Raw genomic sequence first — 21,402 nt, forward strand, 5'->3', positions numbered from 1 at the left:
CCATGACGACCCTGCAAGACTGCCGCGCGCGCGATGCCGCGGACCCGCTGCGCGCGCTGCGCGACCTGTTCACGATTCCTGCTGGCGTGATTTACCTCGACGGCAATTCATTGGGCGTGATGCCGGCCGCCGCGCCTGCGCGCATCGCCGCCGCCGTGCGCGAGGAGTGGGGCACGCAGCTGATCCGCGCCTGGAACGCATCGGGCTGGTTCGACCTGCCGCAGCGCCTGGGCGACCGGCTCGCGCGCCTGGTCGGCGCGCAGCCCGGCGAACTGGTGTGCACCGACTCGACCTCGGTCAACCTGTTCAAGGTGCTCTCGGCCGCGCTCAAGATCGCGGCAGAGGACGCGCCGCAGCGCCGCCTGGTCGTCAGCGAACGCAGCAACTTCCCGACCGACCTCTACATCGCCGAAGGCCTGTGCCGTGAGCGCGGCTACCGGCTGCAGCTGGTCGACGCACCGGAGCAGATCGCCGCGCTGCTGCCCGAGACCGCCGTGCTCATGCTCACGCACGTGAACTACCGCACCGGCGCCATGCACGACATGGCGGCCATGAGCGCCGCGGCGCACGCGGCCGGCGCGCTGGCGGTCTGGGACCTCGCGCACAGCGCGGGCGCGGTGCCCGTGGACCTGAACGGCGGCGGCGCCGACTTCGCGGTCGGCTGCGGCTACAAGTACCTCAACGGCGGCCCGGGCGCGCCGGCCTTCGTCTGGGTGCACCCGCGCCATGCGCAGCGCTTCTGGCAGCCGCTGTCGGGCTGGTGGGGCCATGCGGCGCCGTTCGCGTTCACACCCGATTACCAGCCTGCGCCCGGCATCGCGCGCTACCTGTGCGGCACCCAGCCCATCCTGAGTCTGACCGGGCTGGAATGCGGGCTGGACACGGTGCTGGCCGCCGAGCCGCTGGGCGGCATGGCCGCGCTGCGTGCCAAGTCGCTGGCGCTGACCGACCTCTTCATCGCGCTGGTCGAAGAGCGTTGCGCCGGCCATGGCCTGGAGCTGGTCACGCCGCGCGCACATGCACAGCGCGGCTCGCAGGTTTGCTTGAGCCGCAGCGAGGGCGCCTACGCGATCGTGCAGGCCCTGATCGCACGTGGCGTGATCGGCGACTACCGGGCCGGCGACGCGCAGATGCCCGACATCCTGCGCTTCGGCTTCACGCCCTTGTACCTGGGCTTCGAGGACGTCTGGAACGCCGTCGAGCACCTGTGCGAAGTGCTGGCCAGCGAAGAATGGCGCCGCTCCGAGTTCAACGCCAAGCACGCGGTGACCTGATGAGCACGGAGAAGATCGTCCACGACGAAAAGGCCCAGCTGGACTTCAGCCGGTCCATGAGCTATGGCGACTACCTGCACCTGGACGAGATCCTGAACGCCCAGCACCCGCTGTCGCCCGCGCACGACGAGATGCTGTTCATCGTGCAGCACCAGACCAGCGAGCTGTGGATGAAGCTCATGCTGCACGAGCTGCACGCCGCCATCCGCGCGATCGCCGGCGACCGGCGCGCCGACGCCTTCAAGATGCTCGCGCGCGTCTCGCGCATCATGGAGCAGCTGGTCAGCGCCTGGACCGTGCTGTCGACCATGACGCCGCCCGAGTACAGCGCTATGCGCCCCTACCTCGCGAGCTCCAGCGGCTTTCAGAGCTACCAGTACCGCAGCATCGAGTTCGCGCTGGGCAACAAGAACGCGGCCATGCTGCAGCCGCACGCGCACCGCAGCGACCTGCTCGCCCAGGTGGAGGCCGCCTGGCGCGCGCCATCGCTGTACGACGAGGCGCTGCGCCTGCTCGCACGCGAAGGCCTGGCGATCCCGGCCGACCGGCTGGACCGCGACTGGACCCAGCCCTATGCGGCGAGCCCCGACGTCGAGGCCGCCTGGGCCGCGGTCTACCGCGACCCGCACCGGCACTGGGACCTCTACCAGCTCGGCGAGAAGCTGACCGACATCGAGGACGCGTTCCGGCTCTGGCGCTTTCGCCACGTGACCACGGTGGAGCGCGTGATCGGCTTCAAGCGCGGCACGGGCGGCACGGGCGGGGTGCCCTACCTGCGCAAGATGCTGGACGTGGTGCTGTTCCCCGAGATCTGGTCGGTGCGCACGGCGCTGTGATGGCCGTGCGCGGGCGGCCGCTCAGGGCGCGTCGATGAAGGCGCGGACGTCCGCCAGCACCGGCGCCATCCAGCGCAGCGGCCAGGCCATGGCGCCGACCAGCGTCGCATGGTTCACGCGCCCGTACAGGCGCAGCGTGACCGGCACCCCGGCCGCCTGCAGCTTGCGCGCCAGCTGCACGCTGCTGCGCTCGGGGCTGACGAGATCGTCCTGGCGCGCCGTGCCGAGGAAGGTGCGCGGCGCATCGGCCGGCGCGAAGTCGATGGGCTGCGCCCGCGGCGGGTAGTCCGGGTGGAAGAACACCGGCCGCACATCGGGGTTGTCGGTGGGAAAGAAATCGTAGGGCCCGGCCAGGCCGATCCAGCCCGCCAGCTCCTGCGGCCGGTGCCCCGTGGCCTGCAGCCAGCGCGCGTCCAGCGCCAGCATGGCGGCGTTGTAGCCGCCCGCGCTGTGGCCCATCACGAACACGCGGCGCGGGTTCGCCCCCAGGCGCTGCGCCTGCGCGAGCCCCCAGGCCAGGGCCTGGGCACTGTCCTGCAGGAATGCGGGATAGCGCACCTGCGGGTAGAGCCGGTAGTCGGCGATGAGCGTCAGCACGCCCTGCGCAGCCAGCGCTTCGCCGAGGAAGCGGTAGTCGGCGCGGTCCCCGCTGTTCCAGGAGCCGCCGTAGAAGAACACCACCATGGGCCAGCCCGCGGTCGGTGGCGTGGCGGTGGGTGTGTAGATGTCCAGGCGCTGGCGCGGGCCGTCCGCATACGGCACGCCGGTCTGCAGGGTGTAGGTGTCGCGCGCGGACAGCGCATTCAGCGTGCCGGTGCCCGAGCAGGCGCCCAGCAGCGGCAGCGTGGCCAGGGCGGCGAACAGGAGGGCGAGCGTGCGGAGCAGCGGGCGGGTACGGTGCAAGGGGCGGGGTCCGGGGTGGCGACCCACCCTGTACGCGGCCGCGGCCCGGCCGGATCACGCGGCTTCGTCGTCGAACCCCACGAAGCGCGCCGCCTCGTCCACCGACTTGCGCTGCGACACCACAGCGTTGGCCGGAAAGCTGTCGTCGGGCCAGCCCATCGCGATGCAGGTCTGGATCACCTGGTCGTCCGGGATGCCGGCCTCGGCACGCACCACGGGCGACTGCATGATGCCCTGGCTGTTGATCACGCAGCCCAGGCCGCGCGACCAGGCGGCATTGACGATGGCGTTGACCACGCCGCCGCAGTCGAAGGGCGCGATGTCGCTGCCGTGGATGGCGCGGTCGTAGGTCACCACGATGGAGACCGGCGCATCGAACTGGCGAAAGCCGCGCAGCACCCAGTCCTGGCGCGCCGCCTTGTCGTCGCGCGCGATGCCCATGGCGGCGAACAGTTGCTTGGCGATGCCGATCTGCCGCTCGCGGTGCACGCCCGCGTAGTCCGGCCCCAGGCGGAACTCACGCGAATGCGGGATGCCGGCGAGGTTGCGTTCCACGTTGCCAGCGCGGATGCGGTCCAGCACCGCGCCCGTCACCACGTGGAAATTCCAGGGCTGGGTATTGAGCGAGGTCGGCGCCCGCATCGCGAGCGCAAGCACCTCGCGGATCAAGGCCCGGGGCACCGGCTTGTTCTGGTAACCGCGGATGCTGCGGCGCTGCTGCACCACCTGGTCGAAGTCCATGCGTGTCTCCCTGTCGTTGCAGTGCGGTCGCCAGCGGGCCGGCGGCCGGGCGACTGCGCGCGGGATCATGCGCAGGCCCTGCGGCGCCTGCGATCACCTGCGCGACATGCGGACGGCCGGGGCGTATCCGTCGGGGCGCGCGGCGGCCTCCAGCAGCCCCGGCGCACGCACATGGCGGCGCAGCGACAGCAGCGTGGCCAGCGCTCCGGCCAGCAGCCAGCCGGCGGCCGGTTCGGGCTCGGCCGGCGTGGCGGCGCGCGGCCTCGGCGCGCGGTCCTGCACGGGGGCGGGCCGCCCCGGGGGCCGTTCTGCCGCCCGGGTGTCCGCAGCGGCGGTGATGGCATGTCCCGCCGGCGCCGGCGCCGGACTCGGCGGTGTTGCGGTGCGCACGAGCGCGCTGGCGGGCAGGCTGGCGCAGCAGCACCAGGCCATGCCCAGTCCGATCGTGTGCAGGCGCGCGCGCTGGCGTCGCGGGGGTCGTGCGTCCATTCCTGGCTCCTTCGCTGCCGTGCCCTGCGCCTGCCGATCGCGGCGCAGCCCACGGCGGGCGCAGTCTCCAGGGAGTGCAAAGGCGCGGAAATCCCGCTTACATGGGATGCCGCGCGGGCACCGGCGCCCGCACCGCGCTGGGCGGCTGTCCGATCACGCGCTTGAAGGCACGGCTGAACGAGGCCTCGGAGTCGTAGCCGAGCCGGCTGGCGGCCACCGCCACGCGCATGCCCTGTTGGGCGATCCAGTGCCGGGCCTGGAACATCTTGACCTTGGCCACGTAGCGCGCCGGGCTCTCGCCCACGGTCTTCGTGAAGGCCTCGGCGAAGCGCGAGCGCGAGGCGCCCATGAGCTCGGCCAGAGCGGGCACGCTCCAGTCGCGCTCGGGCTCGGCATGGATGGCCGCCAGCACCTTGCCGATGTCGGGGCAGTGCACGGCCGCCAGCCAGCCCGTCGCGTCGCCGCAGGCGCACTCCACCCAGGCGCGGATGATGCTGGCGGCCAGCACGTCGGCCAGCCGCGCGAGGATGCCGCAGCTGCCGATGCGGTCCAGCGCCACCTCGCGCTCCATCGCGTCCAGCAGGGCCGGCACGCCGGGGTCGCGCAGCGCGAGTTCGCCCGCCCGCATGAGGTCCGGCATCAGCGCCATGAGCGGGTGCAGCGGGTCCAGGTTGAAGCGCATGCTGCCGCAGAACAGCAGGTCGGACGGCGCCTGCCCATCGTCCGCCGTGCCGTCGCGCACGAGATAGACCTGCTCGGACACCGGCACGCGCGGCAGCGCCGCGATGTCGGTGGCCGGCAGGTCGGGCGCGCTGGCCAGCGCGTGCGCGCTGCCGCGCGGCAGCAGCACGGCGTCGCCGGGGTCCAGCCGCAGCCAGTCGCTGCCGGGCAGGCGCAGCCAGGCGCCGCCGCTGGCGACGAAATGAAAGCGCGCATCGCGCTGGGCCGGAAAGCGCAGCGACCACGGAGCGCGCACCAGGCAGCGGCCGTACTCCACGCCGTCCAGCCGCAGGCCCAGCAGGATGCGCGTGAGCGTGTCGCGCCGGTCGGGGGGGATGGTGGGCGCCGCCAGCGTGGCCAGGGCAGAAGGTCTGGAGGATTCGTCAAGCATTTCGGCTTTTCCGGCATTCAAACGCCGGGATCTTAGGCCTAAGCTCCGCGCTCTGCTTGTCCAACCTGGGATATACCCTGTGTCTTCCGCTTCCTGCACCACCTGCCCCCCCATTGCCGGCGCACCGCCGGAGCCCACCCAGGCCCATTGGCCGGCCGTCGCCGCGCTGGCGCTGGGCGTGTTCGGCCTGGTCACGGCCGAGTTCCTGCCGGCCAGCCTGCTCACGGCCATGGCCGCCGACCTGCGTGTCAGCGAGGGCACGGCCGGCCAGACCGTGACGGCCACGGCGCTGGTCGCGGCCGTGGCCGCGCCAAGCCTGCCGCTGCTCACGCGCAACCTGGACCGCCGCAGCGTGATGCTGGCGCTGACCGTGCTCCTGCTGCTGTCCAACGGCCTGGCCGTGGCGGCCACCAGCCTGCCGGCGCTGCTGGTGGCGCGCGTGCTGCTGGGCGTGGCGCTGGGCGGCTTCTGGTCGATGTCGGGCGCGCTCGCGCTGCGCCTGGTGCCGGCCGACCGCTTCGCACGCGCCATGGCGCTGATCCTGACCGGCGTGTCGGTGGCCACGGTCTGCGCCGCGCCCATCGGTGCCTGGATGGGCGAGCAATGGGGCTGGCGCAGCGCCTTCTGGGCGGCCGGTGCGGTGAGCGTGGTGACGCTGGTGTTCCAGCTCGCCACGCTGCCCGCGCTGCCCCCGCGCGACCGGCCCGACCTGCGCGTGCTGGCCGAACTGCTCACGCGGCCCGACGTGCGCGTGGCGCTCTTGGCCGTGCTGCTCGTGATCTCGGGCCACTTCGCGGGCTTCACCTACATCCGCCCGCTCATGGAGAACGTGACGCACCTGTCGGTCGGCGCGATCACGGGCGTGCTGCTGGGCTACGGCATCGGCGGCTTTTTCGGCAACCTGGTGGGCGGCGCCATCGCCGAGCGCAGCGAGCGTCGCGCCATCGTGGCCGGCGGCAGCCTGGTCGCGCTGCTGGCCGGGGTGCTGCTGCTGGGCGCCTCCTCGGTGGCCGTCACGGCGGTGGCCGTGGTGCTCTGGGGCTTCGCCTTCGGCGCGTTTCCCGTGGGTTTTCAGACCTGGATCGTGCGTGCCGCGCCCGACCAGGCCGAAGGCGCAGGCGGCCTGCTGGTCGCGGCCTTCCAGGTCGCGATCGCCAGCGGCGCCATCGGCGGCGGCCTGCTGGTCGACCATGTGGGCGCGCACGGCGGGCCCTTGTTCGCGCTGGGCTCGGTCACGCTGGGGGCGCTGCTGGTCTGGCGGTACGGGCCGCGGCCGGCGCAGGCCTGAGCGGGGCCGGTGCTGCGCCGAGAATGCGGCGCATGCGGCCCCTGCGATTCCTTGCCCTGACCCGGCGCCACCCCTCGGCTATCCTGCTACTCGTGCAGCTGGCCGGCCTCGTGCTGATCGTCACCACGCACATGGTGCGCAGCACGCCGGGGCTGACCTGGATCAGCGTGTGCATCGCGCTGCCAGCCATCGCGCTGCTGGTGCTGCAGGCGGCGTTCGACGTGCACTGGCTGCTGCCCTGGTCGGCGGCGCTGGAGGCGGTGTTCTACTTCTACGCCGTGGGCAGCCTGATCGCCTACATGCTGGGCGACCTGCGCGCTACCACCGACGAGCTGTTCGCCGCGGGCGCCACCTTCACGCTGCTGGCCTGGGCCTTCGCCCATGTGTTCGTGGTGCTGCAGGCGCTGCAGCCCGGCAGCTTCCTGGCGGCGGTGGACTCGCAGGCCCGCGCAGCTGGACCGAGCTGCTGTTCCTGAGCTTCGCGCTGCTCTCGTCCACCGGCATCGGCGACGTGATCCCGGTGCGGCCCGTGGCGCGCGCCATGGCCAGCCTGGAGATGTTCGCGGGCGTGATCTACCTGGCGGCCGTGGTGTCGCGGTTGATCGGGCTCACGCTGCAGCGGCGCTGAAGCTCAGCCGACCCGTGCGAGGTGGGCCTGCGTCCAGCGCACGATGTCGGCCGCGCCCATGGCGCCGGCCTGGCGCGCGATCTCGCGGCCGCCGCGGAACAAGGCGAGCGTGGGGATGCTGCGGATGGCGAAGCGGGCGCCCAGGGCCTGGTGCGCCTCGGTGTCGAGCTTGGCCAGCCGCACATGGGGCTGCAGCTGGGCCGCAGCCTGCTCGAAGGCCGGCGCCATCTGCCGGCAGGGGCCGCACCAGGGCGCCCAGAAGTCCACCAGCACCGGGATGTCGCTGCGGCCGATGTGGCGGTCGAAGCTGGCACCGTCCAGCGCCACGGAATGGCCCGTGAACAGCGGCTGGTGGCACTTGCCGCAGTCCGGCGCCTTGGCCAGGTCGGCCGCGGCGACGCGGTTGGTGGTGTGGCAGTGCGGGCAGACGAGGTGCAGCGGGGTGGTCATGCGGGCAGCTGCAGGGCGCCCGGCCCGATTTCAAGCCTCACTGCGGCACCAGTCCGGAAGCCTTCACGAGTTCCGCGTGCAGCCTGCTTTCCTCCGAGATGGTCTTGGCGAACTGCTCGGGCGTGGTCGGCGCAACGTCCATGCCGGCGTCGCGCAGATGGGCCTTGACCTCCTCGCTGGCCAGGATGGCGTGGATCTGCTGGTTCAGCTGGTCGATCAGCGGGCGCGGCGTGCGGGCCGGGGCCAGCATGCCGATCCAGGTCTGGAACACCATGTTGTCGATGCCGGCCTCGCGCATGGTCGGCACGTCGGCGATCAGGGGCGAACGCTGCTCGCTCATGATGGCCAGCGCCGTGAGCTTGCCGGCCTTGATGTGGGGCAGGGCCTCGGGCAGCGGCGCGAACAGCATGTCCACGTTGCCGCCCAAGAGGTCGTTGATGGCCAGCGCGCCGCCCTTGTAGGGGATGTGCACCATGCGCACCTTCATGCGCGTCTCGAACATCAGCGCCGCCAGGTGCTGGGGGCTGCCGTCGCCCGACGAGGCGTAGTTGACGGCTTCCGGCTTGGCCCGGGCCGCGGCCAGCACCGCCCCCGCGTTGGCGAACTTCTGCCGGTCCTTGACCACCAGCACCATGGACTGGTTGGCCAGCTTGGTGATGGGCGCGAAATCGGCCTGGGCGTCGTAGGGCATCTCCTTGAAGATGTGCTGGTTGGTCGTCAGGAACGAAGCCGGCGAGGCCATCAGTGTGTAGCCGTCCGGCGCGGCCTTGGCCACCAGCGGCAGGCCGATGCGGCCCGAGGCGCCGGCCCGGTTGTCCACCACGTAGGGCTGCCCGTTCAGCGCGGCCAGCTTCTGGCCCACCAGGCGCGCGATCATGTCCACGCCGCCGCCGGCCGGCAGCGCGACCATGAGCTTAACGGGATGGTCGGGGTACTTGCCCTGGGCGGCCGCCGGCAGGGCGGCGGCCAGCAGGCCGAACGTGCAGGCCAGCAGGGACAGGCGGCGGGTGGTGGTCATGGCGGCAACTCCAGGGTGGGGAATGGGCGCATCCTAGGATTCGCCTGCATTGCCGTCCATCACAGCATCAGCAACGTCGCATGCGAAAAATTCGCATGGTTGCCAAGCTCAGGCCGCCGCCACCTGCAGCACCAGCTTGCCGAAGTTGCCGCCCGCGAACAGCTTGTTCAGCGTTTCGGGGAAATGGTCCAGGCCCTGCACCACGTCTTCCTTGCTCTGCATGCGGCCGTCCTTGAGGTAGCCGGCCAGCTCGGCGATCGCCTGCGGGAAGCGGTCGGCGTAGTCGAACACCACCATGCCCTCCATGCGCGCGCGGTTCACGAGCAGGCTCAGGTAGTTCCGCGGGCCGGCGCCCGGCATGCTGTTCGCGTTGTTGTACTGGCTGATGGCGCCGCAGACGATCACGCGGGCCTTGCGCGCGAGCCTGGCCAGCACCTGGTCGAGGATCTCGCCGCCCACGTTGTCGAAGTACACGTCCACGCCGTTCGGGCAGTGCTGCTTGAGACCTTCGCGCACGGCCGATGGGCCGGCCTTGTAGTCGATGCAGGCATCGAAGCCCAGCTCCTTCACCACCCAGTCGCACTTGGCGGGGCCGCCCGCGATGCCGACCGCGCGGCAGCCCTTGATCCTGGCGAGCTGGCCGACCGTCTGCCCGACCGCGCCGGCCGCGGCCGAGACCACCACGGTCTGGCCCGGCTGCGGCTGGCCGATGTCCAGCAGGCCGAAGTAGCCCGTCATGCCCGGCATGCCCAGCACGTTGAGCCACTGGCCCACCGTGCCCAGGCGCAGGTCGATCTTCACGAGGCCCACGCGCTTCAAGGCGTCCTGCGGGACCAGCGCGTATTCCTGCACGCCCAGCGTGCCGTAGACCGTGTCGCCGACCGCGAAGGCCGGGTTCTGCGAGGAGATCACGCGGCCGACGCCGCCCGCGCGCATGACTTCGCCGATGGCCACGGGCGGGATGTAGCTCTTCGCGTCGTTGAGCCAGCCGCGCATGGCCGGGTCCAGCGAGAGCGAGAGTGTCTGCACGAGCACGCCGCCTTCGGACGGCTCGGCCACGGGCTCCGTGGTGAAGTTCCAGTGCTCGCGCGTGGCGGTGGTTTCGGGGCGTCGGGCCAGGCGGACCTGGTGGTTGACGAGGGTGGCGGTGGTCATGCGCGTGTCTCCGTGGTGGGATGGCGCGGCATGCTAGCCGGCTTCAGCCCGGTGCGGACGATCCGCGCACCACCAGCTGTCCCTCCAGCAACACCCGCCGTGCCGGGCCGGTGTGGCCCTGCAGCCGCTCGATCAGGCAGCGCGCCGCGCCTTCGCCGATGGCGTCGGTGGGTTGGGCGATGCAGGTCAGCCCCGGGCCGATCAGCGGGGCCCAGTCCGGATCGTCGAAGCCGGCGAAACCCAGGTCGCTGCCGAACTGCCAGCCGAGCTCGCGCACCGCGCGGGCCACGCGCAGCGTGACCACCGCGTTGCCGGCCACCACGGCGGGGCGGCGCTTCCTGCCGGCGCGCCGGCGCAGCGCGGCCAGGGCCGCCAGGAGCGCGGCGTCGTCGCCCTCGGCGCTTTCGAACACGCTGCCGGCCATGGGGGCCTGCAGGCAGGTGCCGAAGGCCGCCGTGCGCTCGCGCCGCGTGCTGACGCCGGCCACGGGTTCCGTCACGTACAGCAATTCCTGCCAGCCGCCGGCCTGCAGGTGGCTGCACAGCTGGGCCATGGCGCCGGCGTTGTCCAGCGCCACGAAGTCGGTCTGCATGCCGGTGTGGCGCCGGTCGATCAGCACCACGGGCTTGCCCTGGGCCGCCACGGCGTCGGGCACGCTGTGGCCGCGGCCCAGCGTGTTGAGGATGAAGCCGTCGACCTGGTAGCCGGCCAGGGCCTCGATGGCCTCGCGCTCGCGGCCCGGCTCGTTGCCCAGGTTGAACAGCATGACCAGGTAGCCGGCTTCGCGGCAGGCGCGTTCGGCCCCGCGCAGCACGGCCACGGAATAGGGGTTGGCGATGTCGGCCACGACCAGGCCGATCAGGCGCGAACGGCCGCGGCTCAGCGCCTGGGCCATGGGGCTGGGCGCGTAGCCGAGCTGGTCGATCGCGGCCTGCACGCGCGCGGCGATGTCCGGGCTCAGCAGGCGCTCGCGGTGGTTGAAGAAGCGCGAGACCGTGGCCTTGGAGACGCCCGCGGCCGCGGCGACGTCGGAGATCGTCGGGCGGCCTGCGCTCACACCTGGCGCGTGTCGTAGACGGCGCTGGGCCGCTCGCCGGCCAGCACCTGCAGCAGGTTGGTCACGGCCAGCGCGGCCATGGCATGGCGGGTCTCGGCCGTGGCCGAGCCGATGTGCGGCAGCGGCGTCACGCGCGGGTGCGTGCGCAGCGGCGAGTCGGCCGGCAGCGGCTCCTTGGCGAACACATCCAGGCCGGCCGCGCGCAGCGGGCCGTGGTCCAGCGCGTGCAGCAGCGCGGCCTCGTCCACGGTGGCGCCACGGCCGCCGTTGACGAAGATGCTGCCGGTCTTCATCTGCGCGAACAGGTCTGCGTTGAGCATGCCGCGCGTGGTGTCCGACAGCGGCAGCATGGCGACCACGAAGTCGGCGCGCGGCAGCAGTTCGGCCAGCGGCGTGTGCCGCGCCTTGCCCACGAGTTCGGGCGCCTGCGCAGCCAGGTCGACCGGGCGGCGCGCGTGGTAGAGCACCTCCATGCCGAAGCCCAGCGCGGCACGCCGCGCGATCGCCTGGCCGATGCGGCCGAAGCCCAGCAGGCCCAGGGTCTTGTGGTGCACGTCCCAGCCGTACAGGTCTTCGCCCACGCTCTTGGTCCAGCGGCCTTCACGCACGAGGTTGGCCAGCTCGACCATGCGCCGGCTGGTGGCCATGAGCAGGCCGAACACGGTGTCGGCCACGGTCTCGTCGAGCACGCCGGGCGTGTGGCACAGCACGATGCCGCGCTGTTGGAGGGCGGCCAGCGGGTAGTTGTCCACCCCGACCGAGACGCTGGACACCACGCGCAGGCGCGGCGCCTGGTCCAGCAGCGCGGGCGTGATGGGGTAGCTCGCGCCGATCAGGCCCTCGGCCTGCGGCAATGCGGCTTCGAAGGCTGCGGGGTCGGTCTTGGGGTGGGTGACGGTGACCTGGTGCCGGGCCTGCAGGCGCGCGAGCTGGTCGGGCGGCAGGGTGCCGAAGACGACGACGTTCATGGGGCGGCTTCCTCCAGTTGTGCGCGCGTGGGCAGGCCCTCGGTGTCGCCGATCACCTGCACGCAGCGTGCACCGATCCACGCGCCGCGGCGCACGGCCTCGGGCACGCTCAGGCCTTCGAGCAAGGCACTGACCACCCCGGCCGCGAAGCCGTCGCCGGCGCCCACGGTGTCCACGACCTTCTCGACAGGACAGCCCGGCACGCGGCCGGTGCCGGCCACGTCGCTGTCGTAGTAGGCACCGTCGGCGCCGAGCTTGACGACCACGAGCCTGGCGCCCTGGGCACGGTAGAAGGCGGCCACGCGTTCGGGCGCGGTCTCGCCGGTCAGGATCTCGCCTTCCTCGATGCCGGGCAGCACCCAGTCGGCGCGCGCGGCCAGGCCGTTGATGGCCTCGACCATGGCGGCGCGGCTGGGCCACAGCGTGGGCCGCAGGTTGGTGTCGAACGAAACCGTGCGGCCGGCTTCGCGCGCGATCTCCATGCTGCGGATGGCCGTGGGCAGCGTGGTGGCCGAGATGGCCGGGAACACGCCCGTGGCATGCAGGTGGCGCGCGCTGCGCAGCCAGGCCTCGTCGATGTCGGCGGGCGTCATCTGGCTCGCGGCCGAGCCCTTGCGGTGGTATTCGACGGGCGGGTCGCTGCCATCCGTCACGCGGCCCTTGAATTGAAAGCCCGTCTTCTGGCTCGCGTCGCAAACGACGTGGCCGCAGTCGATGCCCTCGGCCTGCATGCTGCGCAGCAGGTAGCGGCCCATGCTGTCCGTGCCCAGGCGGCTGGCCCAGCCGACCTTGAAGCCCAGGCGCGCCAGACCGATCGCAAAATTGGTTTCGGCACCGGCCGTGCGTTTGAGGAAGCCCGTGCAATCCTCCAGCGGGCCGGGCTGGTCGGCGACCAGCAGCATCATGGCTTCGCCGAACACGGCGACGTCGAAAGCGGTGGGAGTGCTCATAGGATCTGTCCGAGGAACTGCCGGGTCTTTTCGTGCTGCGGATGGTCGAAGAACTGCGTCGGCGCGCCCTGTTCGACGATCCTGCCTTCGGCCATGAAGATCACGCGGTCGGCCACGCTGCGCGCAAAGCCCATCTCGTGCGTGACGCACAGCATGGTCATGCCATCCTCGGCCAGCGCGATCATGGTGTCCAGCACCTCCTTGACCATCTCGGGGTCCAGCGCCGAGGTCGGCTCGTCGAACAGCATGATCTTGGGCGCCATGCACAGCGCGCGCGCAATCGCCACGCGCTGCTGCTGGCCGCCCGAGAGCTGGGCCGGGTACTTCTTGGCCTGCTCGGGGATGCGCACGCGCGTGAGGTACTGCATGGCCACCTCTTCGGCCTGCTGCTGCGTCATGCCGCGCGAGCGCATGGGGGCCAGCGTGCAGTTCTCCAAAATGGTCAGGTGCGGGAACAGGTTGAACTGCTGGAACACCATGCCAACCTCGGCCCGCACACGGTCCACGTTCTTGCCGCCGGCCGTGAGTTCGATGCCGTCCACCGTGATGGTGCCCTGCTGCACGGTCTCCAGGCGGTTGATGCAGCGGATCAGCGTGGACTTGCCCGAGCCCGAGGGGCCGCAGACCACGATGCGCTCGCCGGCCCGCACCGACAGGTCGATGCCGGTCAGTACCTGGAACTGGCCGTACCACTTGTTGACGCCCGCCATCTCGATGATGGGGGCGCCGAGGGTGTGTTGCTGCTTGGTGTTCACGTTGGCTGGTCTGGTTTTTTCAAGGCAAGGGGCGGATGCGTTGTGCGGGGGCCGAGGTCGCCGGGTGGCCTTCTCCGCGAATGTCCCCCGGCCTGGCGGCCTCCTCCTTTATTTCGCTGCGAAGGCCACCCGACACCCTCGACCCTGGACACGTCGCGTCGAACGGGTGATGCAACGCGACGCTGGTTGACCGTGTCGATGGTGTGCTCCACGCAGCGAAATAAAGGAGGAGCCGCGGGCCGCCTGCGGCCCTCGGCGGGGGACATTCGCGGAGTGGAGTACACCGTCGGCGCGGTCCCGCACCACGCTGGCCAGCTCAAAGAGCCGGAAAGTCCGTCCCCAGCCACTTCTGGTACAGCTTGTTCAACTCGCCGTTCTTCTTGTTGCGCTCGACGAACTCGTCCAGCGTCTTCTTGAGTTCGGCCTGGCCCGGCCGCATGGCGATGCCCATGACCTGCTGGCGCAGGTTGAACTTGTTCTCGTAGGTGCCGCCTGGCGCGCGCTTGGCGATCTGCGCGGCCACCGTGGTCGAGCAGCCGATCGCGTCGACCTGGCCCGACATCAGCGCCTGCATGGCTGAGGCGTCGTCGTCGAAGCGGCGGATCTCCGTGCCTTCCGGGGCAATGGCCGTGAGCGCCACATCCTGCGTGCTGGCGCGTGCCACGCCCACGCGCTTGCCCTTGAGGTCGGCGGGCTCCTTCATCTGCACCTTCTGCACACCGTACAGCACGATGGTGGCGGCCGCGTAGGGCGTGGAGAAATCCACCTGCTTGGCGCGCTCGGGCGTGACGGCCAGCGAGGCCACCAGCACGTCGACCTTGTTGGTCAGCAGGAAGGGGATGCGGTTCGGGCCGGTCACGGGCACGATGTTGGCCTTCACGCCCAGGTCCTTGGCCAGCAGCTTGGCCACGTCGGCGTCGTAGCCGTCGGGCTGGTTCTGTGCGTTGGTCGTGCCGTAGGGCGGGAAGTCCACCAGCATGCCGATGGTGATCTCGCCCTTCTTCTTGAGATCGGCCACGGTCTGTGCCGTGGCGGGCAGGGCGATGGTGCTGGCGAGGGCCAGCGCGAGAACGGTGCGGCGGGTGGTGGTCATGCGGGGTCTCCGGGGTTGACGGGGCGGATCAGCGGGCCAGCGCGGCGGCGCGGCGCTTTTCCATGCGCGCGGCCAGCAGCGACAGCGGCCAGCAGATCAGGAAGTAGACGGCGGCCACCGTGGTGAACACGTGCAGCGGCTGGAAGGTGGCGTTGTTGATGATCTGGCCGGCGCGCGTGACCTCGGTGAAGCCGATGATGGCCGCCAGCGAGGTGCCCTTGATCACCTGCACGAGGTAGCCCACGGTCGGCGGCAGCGCGATCTTGAAGGCCTGCGGCAGGATCACGAAACGCATGCGGTCCATGTACGAGAGGTTCAGCGCCAGCGCCGCCTCTTTCTGACCGCCCGGCACGGCCTGGATGCAGCCGCGCCAGATCTCGGCCAGGAAGGCCGCAGTGTTGAGCGTGAGCGCGATGCCGGCCGCCACCCAGGGATTGATGTCCAGCCCCAGCACCGGGAAGCCGAAGAAGATCAGGAACAGCTGCAGCAGCAGCGGCGTGCCCTGGAACACCTGGATGAAGCCGGTGGCCAGGAGCTGCGCGCCGCGGTGCTCTGCGGTGCGCGCCAGCGCGACCAACAGGCCCAGGATGACGCCACCGACGAAGGCGATGGCGGACAGCGCGAGCGTCCACTTCGCCGCCTCGACGATGAACAGGAATTCGGGCCAGCCGAAGGTGCGCATCTCGGCTTACCTCTTGTCCGGATAGTGGAGGAACTGGCGGTGCACGAGCTTGAACAGCGCCGAAAACGCGAGGGCCAGGCCCAGGTAGATGGCCGTCACCACGATGTAGATCTCGAAGCTGCGGAAGGTCTGCGACTGCAGCGTGGCGGCCACCGAGGTCAGGTCGTCGGCGGAGATCACCGAGACCACGGCCGAGGTCAGCATCAGCAAGATGAACTGGCTGGTCAGCGCCGGGTAGATGGCCTTGAGCGCGGGCTTCAAGATCACGAAGCGGAAGATCTCCCAGCCCTTGAGGTTCAGCGCGCGGCCGGCCTCGATCTGCCCCTTAGGAATGGACTCGATGCCGGCGCGGATGATCTCGGTGGCGTAGGCGCCCAGGTTCACGACCATGGCCGTCAGCGCGGCCTGGTAGGGCGACCAGCGCAGGCCGAACACCGGCAGCGCGAAAAAGAAGAAGAACAGCTGGACCAGGAAGGGCGTGTTGCGGATCAGCTCGATGTAGGCCTGGATCACGAAGCGCAGCCAGGCCGGCCCGCTGGTCTTGCCCCAGGCGCCCAGCACGGCGACGACGAGGCCCAGCACCGTGGCCGTGAGCGAGAGCTGCACGGTGATCCAGGTGCCCTTGAGCATCAGCGGCCAGGCGGCCAAGACCGCGTCGAACTGGAATTGGTAGTTCACGCGCCGGATTGTGAAACCGGTTTCAGTTCCTGGCGATGAGGGTTTACACGGAGATCGCCGAGCCGCCCACCTCCACGCGGTTGCGTCCGTTGGCCTTGGCGGCGTAGAGCGCCGCGTCGGCGCGCGCGATCACCGTCTCCACCGAGGTGTCGGCGCTGGACCATTGCGCCAGGCCGATGCTGATCGTGAAGGGCGGCAGGGGCTGGTCCTCGACCTGCACCGCCTGCGTGAGGATGCGCTGGCCGGCCTGCAGCGCCGCGGCCAGCGTGGTCTCGGGCATCACGATCACGAACTCCTCGCCGCCGTAGCGGGCCACCACGTCGTTGGGCCGCACCAGGGCCGACATGCGGCGGCACAGGTGCACCAGCACGCGGTCGCCCACGGGGTGGCCGTGGCTGTCGTTGATCTTCTTGAAGTGGTCCACGTCCAGCATGGCCACGCTGAAGGGCTGGCCCGTGCGCGTGCTGCGGGCGCGCTCGCGCTCCAGGCTGTCCATCAGGGCCTGGCGGTTCAGTCCGCCCGTCAGCGGATCGTGGATGGCCTGGTCCTCGATGCGCGCGCGCACGTGGTCGGAGGCTGTGGTGGCGTAGCCGATCACGAGCATGAGGTTGCAGATCGTGAAGCTGCCGGTGTAGACGATCTGCACCGCGCCCTGGGTGAGCAGGCCGGTGCTGCCCTGCGGAAACCAGGCGGCGTGCAGCGCGCGGGTGGCGTACACGGCGGCCAGGATCAGCAGCCAGGTGGAGGTCAGCGAGACGCCGATGGACCGGCCGAAACGCTCGGCCCGCGGGTGGTGCAGCAGCACCACGGCGTGGTGCGCGCTGAGGTAGGCGCACAGGCCGGCCACGACCACCGTGCGCACGCGAAAGCTGGGCTCGACGAAGATGAACCAGCTCACCAGGGCGGTGGCGACGGTCCAGGCCAGCAGCCAGGGCGCCCAGCGGATGCGCTGGCCCAGGTGCCGGTGCGTGCCGGCCAGCCAGACGATGTAGGCCATCATCAGCGCGCCGTTGCCCAGCGTGACCGTGGCCAGGTTGGATGTCCAGTCGCGCAGGCCCAGCAGGACCATGGCGCTGAACACCAGCCAGCCGCCCGCGACCCAGCTCCACAGCCCCGGGACGGGCAGCGGCGTGGCGCGTGCCAGCAGCGACAAGACAATGGCCATGAGGCCGCTCGTGATGCCGCCGATCAGGATCGTGGTGCGGGGGTCCAGCGCGTAGCCCGACATGGCGACTCACCTTCAGTCGAGGCGGAAGGCGGCCACCGCGTGGCGCAGCCGTTCGGCCTGGTCGTGCAGGCTTTGCGCGGCGGCCGTGCTCTGCTCGACCAGCGCGGCGTTCTGCTGCGTCATCTGGTCCAGCTGCGTGACCGTCGTGTTGACCTCGGCGATCTCCTGGCTCTGGCTGCGCGCTGCGGTGCTGATCTCGCCCACGATGTCGCTCACGCGCTGCACGCTGGCCACGATGTCCTGCATGGTGGTGCCGGTGGTGTGCACCAGCTGGCTGCCCGCGCCGACCCGCTCCACGCTGCTGCCGATCAATTCCTTGATCTCGCGGGCCGCCTGGCTGCTGCGCTGCGCCAGGCTGCGCACCTCGCTGGCCACCACCGCGAAGCCGCGGCCCTGCTCGCCCGCGCGGGCCGCCTCCACGGCGGCGTTGAGCGCCAGGATGTTGGTCTGGAACGCGATGCCGTCGATCACGCCGATGATGTCGGCGATGCGGCCGCTGCTGTGCTGGATCTGGTCCATGGTGGCCACCAGTTCGCCCACCACGCTGCCGCCGCGTTGCGCCACCGTGGCGGCGCCGCCGGCCAGCTGGTTGGCATGCTGGGCGGCGTCGGCCGACTGGCGCACCGCGGCCGTCAGCGTGTCGATGCTCGATGCCGAGGCCTGCAGCTTGCCCGCGGTCTGCTCGGTGCGGTGGCTCAGGTCCTGGTTGCCGGCGGCGATTTCCGAGCTCGCGGTGCTGATGTGGTCGGCGCTGGCGCGGATCTCGCGCAGCATGTGCTGCAGCTTCTCGACGAAGCCGTTGAAGCCCGCGGCGATGCCGGCCAGCTCGCGCGCGCCGCGGGCGGGCAGGCGCCGCGTGAGGTCGCCTTCGCCCGAACTCACGTCCACCATGGCCTGCTGCAGCGCGCCCAGCGGTCGCAGGCTGGCCGCCAGCACGGCGCCGATCACGAGCACGGCCACGATGGCGATGGCCACGCTGCTGATGGAGGACATCCAGACCATGCGCACCATGGCGGCCAGGGCCTCGCTGCGGTCCAGTGCCACGGCCAGGATCCAGGGCGTGCCCGGCACGTGCGCCAGCTGCACCAGGCGGGGCTGGCCGGCGATGTCCAGCGCCTCCAGGTCGCCGGCCGCCAGCAGGCGTGCCACGCGTTCGGCGGTCAGTTGCGGCGCGATGTCGGTCGCCGGCTTGCCGATCAGCTTCAAATCCTCATGCACCACCAGCCGGCCCTGGGCATCGAGCACGAAGCCGCGCGTGTTGGGCATGGGGCGGATCGAGGCCACGTTGTCGATCACGCTGTCCATGAACACGTCGCCGGCCACCACGCCGCTGACCTGGCCGCCCGCGCGCACGGCCATGGCCACGGTCAGCACGGCCTTGTTGGTGCCCAGGTCCAGGTAGGGCTGGGTGATGATGGGCGCGTCGCTGGCCAGCGCCTGCAAGTACCAGGGGCGAACGGTCGGGTCGTAGCCGGCGGGCAGCGGCTCCTCGCGCGAGAACAGGGCGCGCTTGTCGGGGAAAGCCAGATAGGCGATGTCCAGCCGGGCGGCGACCGCGGCTTGCCGCAGCCCCAGCATGGGATCGGTGGTCGTGGGCAGGGGCGCCATCGCGCGCATCACCTGCAGGCGGTTGTCCACCCACTGGGCAATGCTGTCGGCGTGCGCGCGCGCGATGGCCCGCGCGCTCGATGCCAGCGTCTGCAGGGCGTTGCTGCGCGCGATCGAGATGTTCGCTGCGGCCTGCACGCCCAGACCCAGCAAGACCAGCGCACCGGTGTACAGCATCAACCGCATCCGCAACGTCATCGACTGCTCGGCCATGTCGCTCCCCCAAGGGTTGGTCTGAAAGCCTGTGCTCTCCCCATGGCGTCCGCCGCGCTGCCGTTCTCGCGCCTGCACACCCGCGTGCGCAGGCAGGGCGAACGCACCGCGTGCGTCGCCCGTGTCTACAACAAGGAAGTTCTGGAACAGCGGAATTCGGTGCGTCTGGTTCGTTCACACGTTGACCAGACTAGGGCCGTCTGTGCACGACAGACGGCGCCTGAACTCCGTCTGTCGGCCCAGCGCTGCGGATCGTCAGCCGGCGGCCCCCCGGCTGACTGCCTAGCGGCTCACTCGGCCTTGGCGCCCGAGACGCGCACCTGCTCGGCGGCGAGCGGCATTTGGTGTTGCACGAAGCGCCAGAACGCGTCCACGCCCATGGGCTGGACCGGCAGCGAGCCCTGGTCGAGGAACTGCTTTTGCACCTCGGGGTTGCGCAGGGCCGTGGCGAGGGCCGCGTTGAGCTTGTCCAGCGCCGCGCGCGGCGTGCCGGCCGGCGCGACCAGGCCGTACCAGGAGTCGGTGGTGAAGCCCTTCACGCCGGCCTCCTCGAAGGTCGGCACCTCGGGCAGCGCGGGCAGGCGCTGCTGGGCGGCGACGGCCAGCGGGCGCAGCTTGCCCGAGCGGATGAAGGACATGGCACCCGTGGTCAGCACGAAGTCCACGCGGCCGGCCATGAGGTCGGTCATGGCCGGGGCCGTGCCCTTGAACGGGATGTGGGTCACGTCCACGCCGGTGAGCTTCTTGAAGCTGGCACCGGCCAGGTGCTGGCTGGAGCCCACGCCGCCCGAACCGTAGTTGAGCTTGCCGGGCGCGGCCCTGGCGGCGGCGAGCAGGTCGGCCACCGAGCGGAACGGCGAACCGGTCGGCACCAGCAGCACGCTGGGCGAGGTCGTGATCATGCCGATCGGCGCGAAATCCTTGATCGGGTCGTGGTTGAGCTTGGGGTACAGCGCGGAATTCAGCCCGTGCGAGGCCACCGTGGCCAGCATGATGGTGCTGCCGTCGGGCTTGGCCCGGGCCGCGGCGTCGGTGCCGATGTTGCCGCCGGCGCCGCCCTTGTTGTCGATCACGATGGACTGGCCCAGCGCCTCGGCCATGCGCTGGGCCGTGAGGCGTGCCACGTTGTCGGAGGGGCCGCCGGCCGGCCAGCCCACGATCATCGTGATCGGCCCGGCGGGCAGTGCGCCCTGGGCGGTGGCGGCGAAAGGCAGGGCGAGGGCGAAAGCGGTGAAGCCGCGGCGGGAAAGAACGTGCATGGTGCGGGTCGAAGAAGACAAGGGGATCAAGGTTTGTCCTGCCACGGCATCTCGGCCCAGAGCTTGCGAAAGCCCGCTTCGGTGGCTTCGAGTTCGGCCGCGTAGGCCGCCGGCGGGAGGTAGCGCAGCGGCGCGTACATGGCCTCGGCCTGCTGCTTGAACGCCGGGTCGGCCGCGATGGCGGCCACGGCGTCGACGAGCTTCTTGCGCACGGGCTCGGGCAGGCCCTTGGGGGCGGCCAGACCACGCAGCGAGGCCAGCTCGATCGGGATGCCCTGCTCGCGGAAGGTGGGCACCTGCGGCGCCAGCGACGATCGCTCGGCCGACATCTGGCCCAGCAGCCGGATCGGCGTGCCGCCCTTCTGGTAGGCCAGCACCTCGCCGACGTTGATGGCGCCGATCACGATCTGCTGGCCCGTGGCGGCGGCGCGCACCTCGCCCGCACCCTTGTACGGCACGTGGGTGAGTTTGGTGCCCGTCGCGCGCTCGAACAGCAGCATGGCCAGGTGGTCGTCCGAGCCCGTGCCCGTGGTGCCCACGGTCACGGCGCCGGGGTTGGCCTTGGCGTAGGCCGCGAGGCCGGCCAGCGTGGTGATGCCATTGCTGTTGTGGATGGCGAAGCCGCCCGGGTCGTCCACGAGGTTGCCGAGCAGGTCGTACTGGCTCCAGTGGAACGCGCTCTTGCGCTCGATCGGGATGGTCAGCACGTTGGGCGTGTTGATGAAGCCGATGGTGTAGCCGTCGGGTTTGGCGCGCGCCAGTTCGCCGAAGCCGATGCCGCCGCCCGCGCCGGGGCGGTTCAGCACCACCACGCTGCCGCCGATCTGCTTTTCCAGATGGCGCGCCAGGAGGCGCGCGACGAGGTCGGTGCCGCCGCCGGGGCCGTAGGCCACGATGAGTTCGATCGGCTTGGCGGGGTAGGGTGCGTCGGGTTGCGCCAGGGCGGGCTGTGCGAAGGCCGTGGCGGCGAGGCCGGCGCACAGTGCGCGGCGGGTCCAGTGCATGTTCATCTGATGTC

General features: G+C 71.1%; 23 protein-coding genes. 5 read left to right on the top strand and 18 right to left on the bottom strand.

Annotated features, from left to right (window positions below; translation table 11 throughout):
- Nucleotides 1-2 precede the first annotated feature (2 nt).
- Nucleotides 3-1,274: a kynureninase gene (gene kynU / locus IE209_RS01805; protein WP_189685312.1), complete on the top strand. Its 1,272-nt coding sequence runs from the start codon at nucleotides 3-5 to the stop codon at nucleotides 1,272-1,274.
- Nucleotides 1,274-2,110: a tryptophan 2,3-dioxygenase gene (gene kynA / locus IE209_RS01810; RefSeq protein WP_189685313.1), complete on the top strand. Its 837-nt coding sequence runs from the start codon at nucleotides 1,274-1,276 to the stop codon at nucleotides 2,108-2,110. The genes kynU and kynA overlap by 1 nt, the downstream gene beginning before the upstream one ends.
- A 21-nt stretch (nucleotides 2,111-2,131) precedes the next feature.
- On the opposite strand, the gene IE209_RS01815 is transcribed toward kynA, so the two are convergent.
- From IE209_RS01815 to IE209_RS01830, 4 genes are all read right to left on the bottom strand, one after another.
- A complete protein-coding gene (locus IE209_RS01815; protein ID WP_229882645.1) occupies nucleotides 2,132-3,013 on the bottom strand; it encodes an alpha/beta hydrolase in 882 nt (293 codons plus the stop codon).
- A 54-nt stretch (nucleotides 3,014-3,067) separates the two neighbouring features.
- Nucleotides 3,068-3,754, bottom strand: a complete 687-nt coding sequence (locus IE209_RS01820; protein ID WP_145545045.1) for a nitroreductase — start codon at nucleotides 3,752-3,754, stop codon at nucleotides 3,068-3,070.
- A gap of 93 nt (nucleotides 3,755-3,847) precedes the next feature.
- Nucleotides 3,848-4,243 carry a hypothetical protein gene (locus IE209_RS01825; protein WP_189685314.1) on the bottom strand — a complete coding sequence of 132 codons (396 nt, stop codon included), beginning with the start codon at nucleotides 4,241-4,243 and terminating at the stop codon, nucleotides 3,848-3,850.
- A 97-nt stretch (nucleotides 4,244-4,340) separates the two neighbouring features.
- Nucleotides 4,341-5,354: an AraC family transcriptional regulator gene (locus tag IE209_RS01830; RefSeq protein ID WP_189685315.1), complete on the bottom strand. Its 1,014-nt coding sequence runs from the start codon at nucleotides 5,352-5,354 to the stop codon at nucleotides 4,341-4,343.
- A gap of 79 nt (nucleotides 5,355-5,433) precedes the next feature.
- Here IE209_RS01830 and IE209_RS01835 point away from each other — a divergent pair, with 79 nt between their 5' ends.
- Genes IE209_RS01835 through IE209_RS33715 form a run of 3 tightly spaced genes read left to right on the top strand, consistent with a single transcriptional unit; the run spans nucleotide 5,434 to nucleotide 7,270 of the window.
- A complete protein-coding gene (locus IE209_RS01835; protein ID WP_229882646.1) occupies nucleotides 5,434-6,642 on the top strand; it encodes an MFS transporter in 1,209 nt (402 codons plus the stop codon).
- Nucleotides 6,643-6,674: 32 nt separating this feature from the next.
- Nucleotides 6,675-7,118 (top strand): hypothetical protein, encoded by a 444-nt coding sequence (locus IE209_RS01840; RefSeq protein ID WP_229882647.1) that lies wholly within the window; start codon nucleotides 6,675-6,677, stop codon nucleotides 7,116-7,118.
- 35 nt (nucleotides 7,119-7,153) lie between these two features.
- The gene (locus tag IE209_RS33715; protein WP_229882648.1) at nucleotides 7,154-7,270 is read left to right on the top strand and encodes a hypothetical protein; all 117 of its coding nucleotides are present in this window, start codon (nucleotides 7,154-7,156) and stop codon (nucleotides 7,268-7,270) included.
- 3 nt (nucleotides 7,271-7,273) lie between these two features.
- Here IE209_RS33715 and trxC read toward each other — a convergent pair whose 3' ends face one another.
- The 14 genes from trxC to IE209_RS01910 all read right to left on the bottom strand — a co-directional run bounded on the left by trxC (nucleotide 7,274) and on the right by IE209_RS01910 (nucleotide 21,394).
- Nucleotides 7,274-7,720 carry a thioredoxin TrxC gene (gene trxC / locus IE209_RS01845; protein WP_189685317.1) on the bottom strand — a complete coding sequence of 149 codons (447 nt, stop codon included), beginning with the start codon at nucleotides 7,718-7,720 and terminating at the stop codon, nucleotides 7,274-7,276.
- Between the two features lie 37 nt (nucleotides 7,721-7,757).
- The gene (locus tag IE209_RS01850; RefSeq protein WP_189685318.1) at nucleotides 7,758-8,738 is read right to left on the bottom strand and encodes a Bug family tripartite tricarboxylate transporter substrate binding protein; all 981 of its coding nucleotides are present in this window, start codon (nucleotides 8,736-8,738) and stop codon (nucleotides 7,758-7,760) included.
- A gap of 108 nt (nucleotides 8,739-8,846) precedes the next feature.
- On the bottom strand, nucleotides 8,847-9,893 hold the full coding sequence (locus IE209_RS01855; RefSeq protein ID WP_189685319.1) for an NADP-dependent oxidoreductase: 1,047 nt from the start codon (nucleotides 9,891-9,893) through the stop codon (nucleotides 8,847-8,849).
- Between the two features lie 43 nt (nucleotides 9,894-9,936).
- Nucleotides 9,937-10,950 (bottom strand): LacI family DNA-binding transcriptional regulator, encoded by a 1,014-nt coding sequence (locus IE209_RS01860; protein ID WP_189685320.1) that lies wholly within the window; start codon nucleotides 10,948-10,950, stop codon nucleotides 9,937-9,939.
- Complete coding sequence (locus IE209_RS01865) at nucleotides 10,947-11,918, bottom strand: 2-hydroxyacid dehydrogenase (RefSeq protein WP_189685321.1); 972 nt, start codon at nucleotides 11,916-11,918, stop codon at nucleotides 10,947-10,949. Before IE209_RS01865 ends, IE209_RS01860 begins: the two co-directional genes overlap by 4 nt.
- Nucleotides 11,915-12,868 (bottom strand): sugar kinase, encoded by a 954-nt coding sequence (locus IE209_RS01870; protein ID WP_189685322.1) that lies wholly within the window; start codon nucleotides 12,866-12,868, stop codon nucleotides 11,915-11,917. The genes IE209_RS01865 and IE209_RS01870 overlap by 4 nt, the downstream gene beginning before the upstream one ends.
- Nucleotides 12,865-13,578: an amino acid ABC transporter ATP-binding protein gene (locus IE209_RS01875; RefSeq protein ID WP_189685487.1), complete on the bottom strand. Its 714-nt coding sequence runs from the start codon at nucleotides 13,576-13,578 to the stop codon at nucleotides 12,865-12,867. Before IE209_RS01875 ends, IE209_RS01870 begins: the two co-directional genes overlap by 4 nt.
- Before the next feature lie 361 nt (nucleotides 13,579-13,939).
- Entirely contained in the window at nucleotides 13,940-14,716 is a 777-nt protein-coding gene (locus tag IE209_RS01880; RefSeq protein ID WP_189685323.1) for a transporter substrate-binding domain-containing protein, read from the bottom strand.
- Nucleotides 14,717-14,744: 28 nt separating this feature from the next.
- Entirely contained in the window at nucleotides 14,745-15,398 is a 654-nt protein-coding gene (locus IE209_RS01885) for an amino acid ABC transporter permease (RefSeq protein WP_189685324.1), read from the bottom strand.
- 6 nt (nucleotides 15,399-15,404) lie between these two features.
- Nucleotides 15,405-16,076, bottom strand: a complete 672-nt coding sequence (locus IE209_RS01890) for an amino acid ABC transporter permease (RefSeq protein WP_189685325.1) — start codon at nucleotides 16,074-16,076, stop codon at nucleotides 15,405-15,407.
- A gap of 43 nt (nucleotides 16,077-16,119) precedes the next feature.
- On the bottom strand, nucleotides 16,120-17,304 hold the full coding sequence (locus IE209_RS01895; protein ID WP_189685326.1) for a GGDEF domain-containing protein: 1,185 nt from the start codon (nucleotides 17,302-17,304) through the stop codon (nucleotides 16,120-16,122).
- Nucleotides 17,305-17,316: 12 nt separating this feature from the next.
- A complete protein-coding gene (locus IE209_RS34290; RefSeq protein ID WP_189685327.1) occupies nucleotides 17,317-19,089 on the bottom strand; it encodes a methyl-accepting chemotaxis protein in 1,773 nt (590 codons plus the stop codon).
- A 326-nt stretch (nucleotides 19,090-19,415) separates the two neighbouring features.
- Complete coding sequence (locus IE209_RS01905; protein WP_189685328.1) at nucleotides 19,416-20,384, bottom strand: Bug family tripartite tricarboxylate transporter substrate binding protein; 969 nt, start codon at nucleotides 20,382-20,384, stop codon at nucleotides 19,416-19,418.
- Nucleotides 20,385-20,410: 26 nt separating this feature from the next.
- Complete coding sequence (locus tag IE209_RS01910) at nucleotides 20,411-21,394, bottom strand: Bug family tripartite tricarboxylate transporter substrate binding protein (protein ID WP_373305256.1); 984 nt, start codon at nucleotides 21,392-21,394, stop codon at nucleotides 20,411-20,413.
- Nucleotides 21,395-21,402 lie beyond the last annotated feature (8 nt).

Source organism: Pseudorhodoferax aquiterrae (assembly GCF_014652235.1).
GTDB classification, from domain to species: Bacteria; Pseudomonadota; Gammaproteobacteria; order Burkholderiales; family Burkholderiaceae_C; genus Pseudorhodoferax; species Pseudorhodoferax aquiterrae.

Excerpts from the sequence above, each read along its gene's own strand:
- kynU (WP_189685312.1), top strand. The coding sequence starts at position 3 with ATGACGACCCTGCAAGACTGCCGCGCGCGCGATGCCGCGGACCCGCTG.
- kynA (WP_189685313.1), top strand. The coding sequence starts at position 1,274 with ATGAGCACGGAGAAGATCGTCCACGACGAAAAGGCCCAGCTGGACTTC.
- IE209_RS01820 (WP_145545045.1), bottom strand. The coding sequence starts at position 3,754 with ATGGACTTCGACCAGGTGGTGCAGCAGCGCCGCAGCATCCGCGGTTAC.
- IE209_RS01825 (WP_189685314.1), bottom strand. The coding sequence starts at position 4,243 with ATGGACGCACGACCCCCGCGACGCCAGCGCGCGCGCCTGCACACGATC.
- IE209_RS01830 (WP_189685315.1), bottom strand. The coding sequence starts at position 5,354 with ATGCTTGACGAATCCTCCAGACCTTCTGCCCTGGCCACGCTGGCGGCG.
- IE209_RS01840 (WP_229882647.1), top strand. The coding sequence starts at position 6,675 with ATGCGGCCCCTGCGATTCCTTGCCCTGACCCGGCGCCACCCCTCGGCT.
- trxC (WP_189685317.1), bottom strand. The coding sequence starts at position 7,720 with ATGACCACCCCGCTGCACCTCGTCTGCCCGCACTGCCACACCACCAAC.
- IE209_RS01850 (WP_189685318.1), bottom strand. The coding sequence starts at position 8,738 with ATGACCACCACCCGCCGCCTGTCCCTGCTGGCCTGCACGTTCGGCCTG.
- IE209_RS01855 (WP_189685319.1), bottom strand. The coding sequence starts at position 9,893 with ATGACCACCGCCACCCTCGTCAACCACCAGGTCCGCCTGGCCCGACGC.
- IE209_RS01865 (WP_189685321.1), bottom strand. The coding sequence starts at position 11,918 with ATGAACGTCGTCGTCTTCGGCACCCTGCCGCCCGACCAGCTCGCGCGC.
- IE209_RS01870 (WP_189685322.1), bottom strand. The coding sequence starts at position 12,868 with ATGAGCACTCCCACCGCTTTCGACGTCGCCGTGTTCGGCGAAGCCATG.
- IE209_RS01875 (WP_189685487.1), bottom strand. The coding sequence starts at position 13,578 with ATGGCGGGCGTCAACAAGTGGTACGGCCAGTTCCAGGTACTGACCGGC.
- IE209_RS01880 (WP_189685323.1), bottom strand. The coding sequence starts at position 14,716 with ATGACCACCACCCGCCGCACCGTTCTCGCGCTGGCCCTCGCCAGCACC.
- IE209_RS01885 (WP_189685324.1), bottom strand. The coding sequence starts at position 15,398 with ATGCGCACCTTCGGCTGGCCCGAATTCCTGTTCATCGTCGAGGCGGCG.
- IE209_RS01895 (WP_189685326.1), bottom strand. The coding sequence starts at position 17,304 with ATGTCGGGCTACGCGCTGGACCCCCGCACCACGATCCTGATCGGCGGC.
- IE209_RS34290 (WP_189685327.1), bottom strand. The coding sequence starts at position 19,089 with ATGCTGTACACCGGTGCGCTGGTCTTGCTGGGTCTGGGCGTGCAGGCC.
- IE209_RS01905 (WP_189685328.1), bottom strand. The coding sequence starts at position 20,384 with ATGCACGTTCTTTCCCGCCGCGGCTTCACCGCTTTCGCCCTCGCCCTG.
- IE209_RS01910 (WP_373305256.1), bottom strand. The coding sequence starts at position 21,394 with ATGAACATGCACTGGACCCGCCGCGCACTGTGCGCCGGCCTCGCCGCC.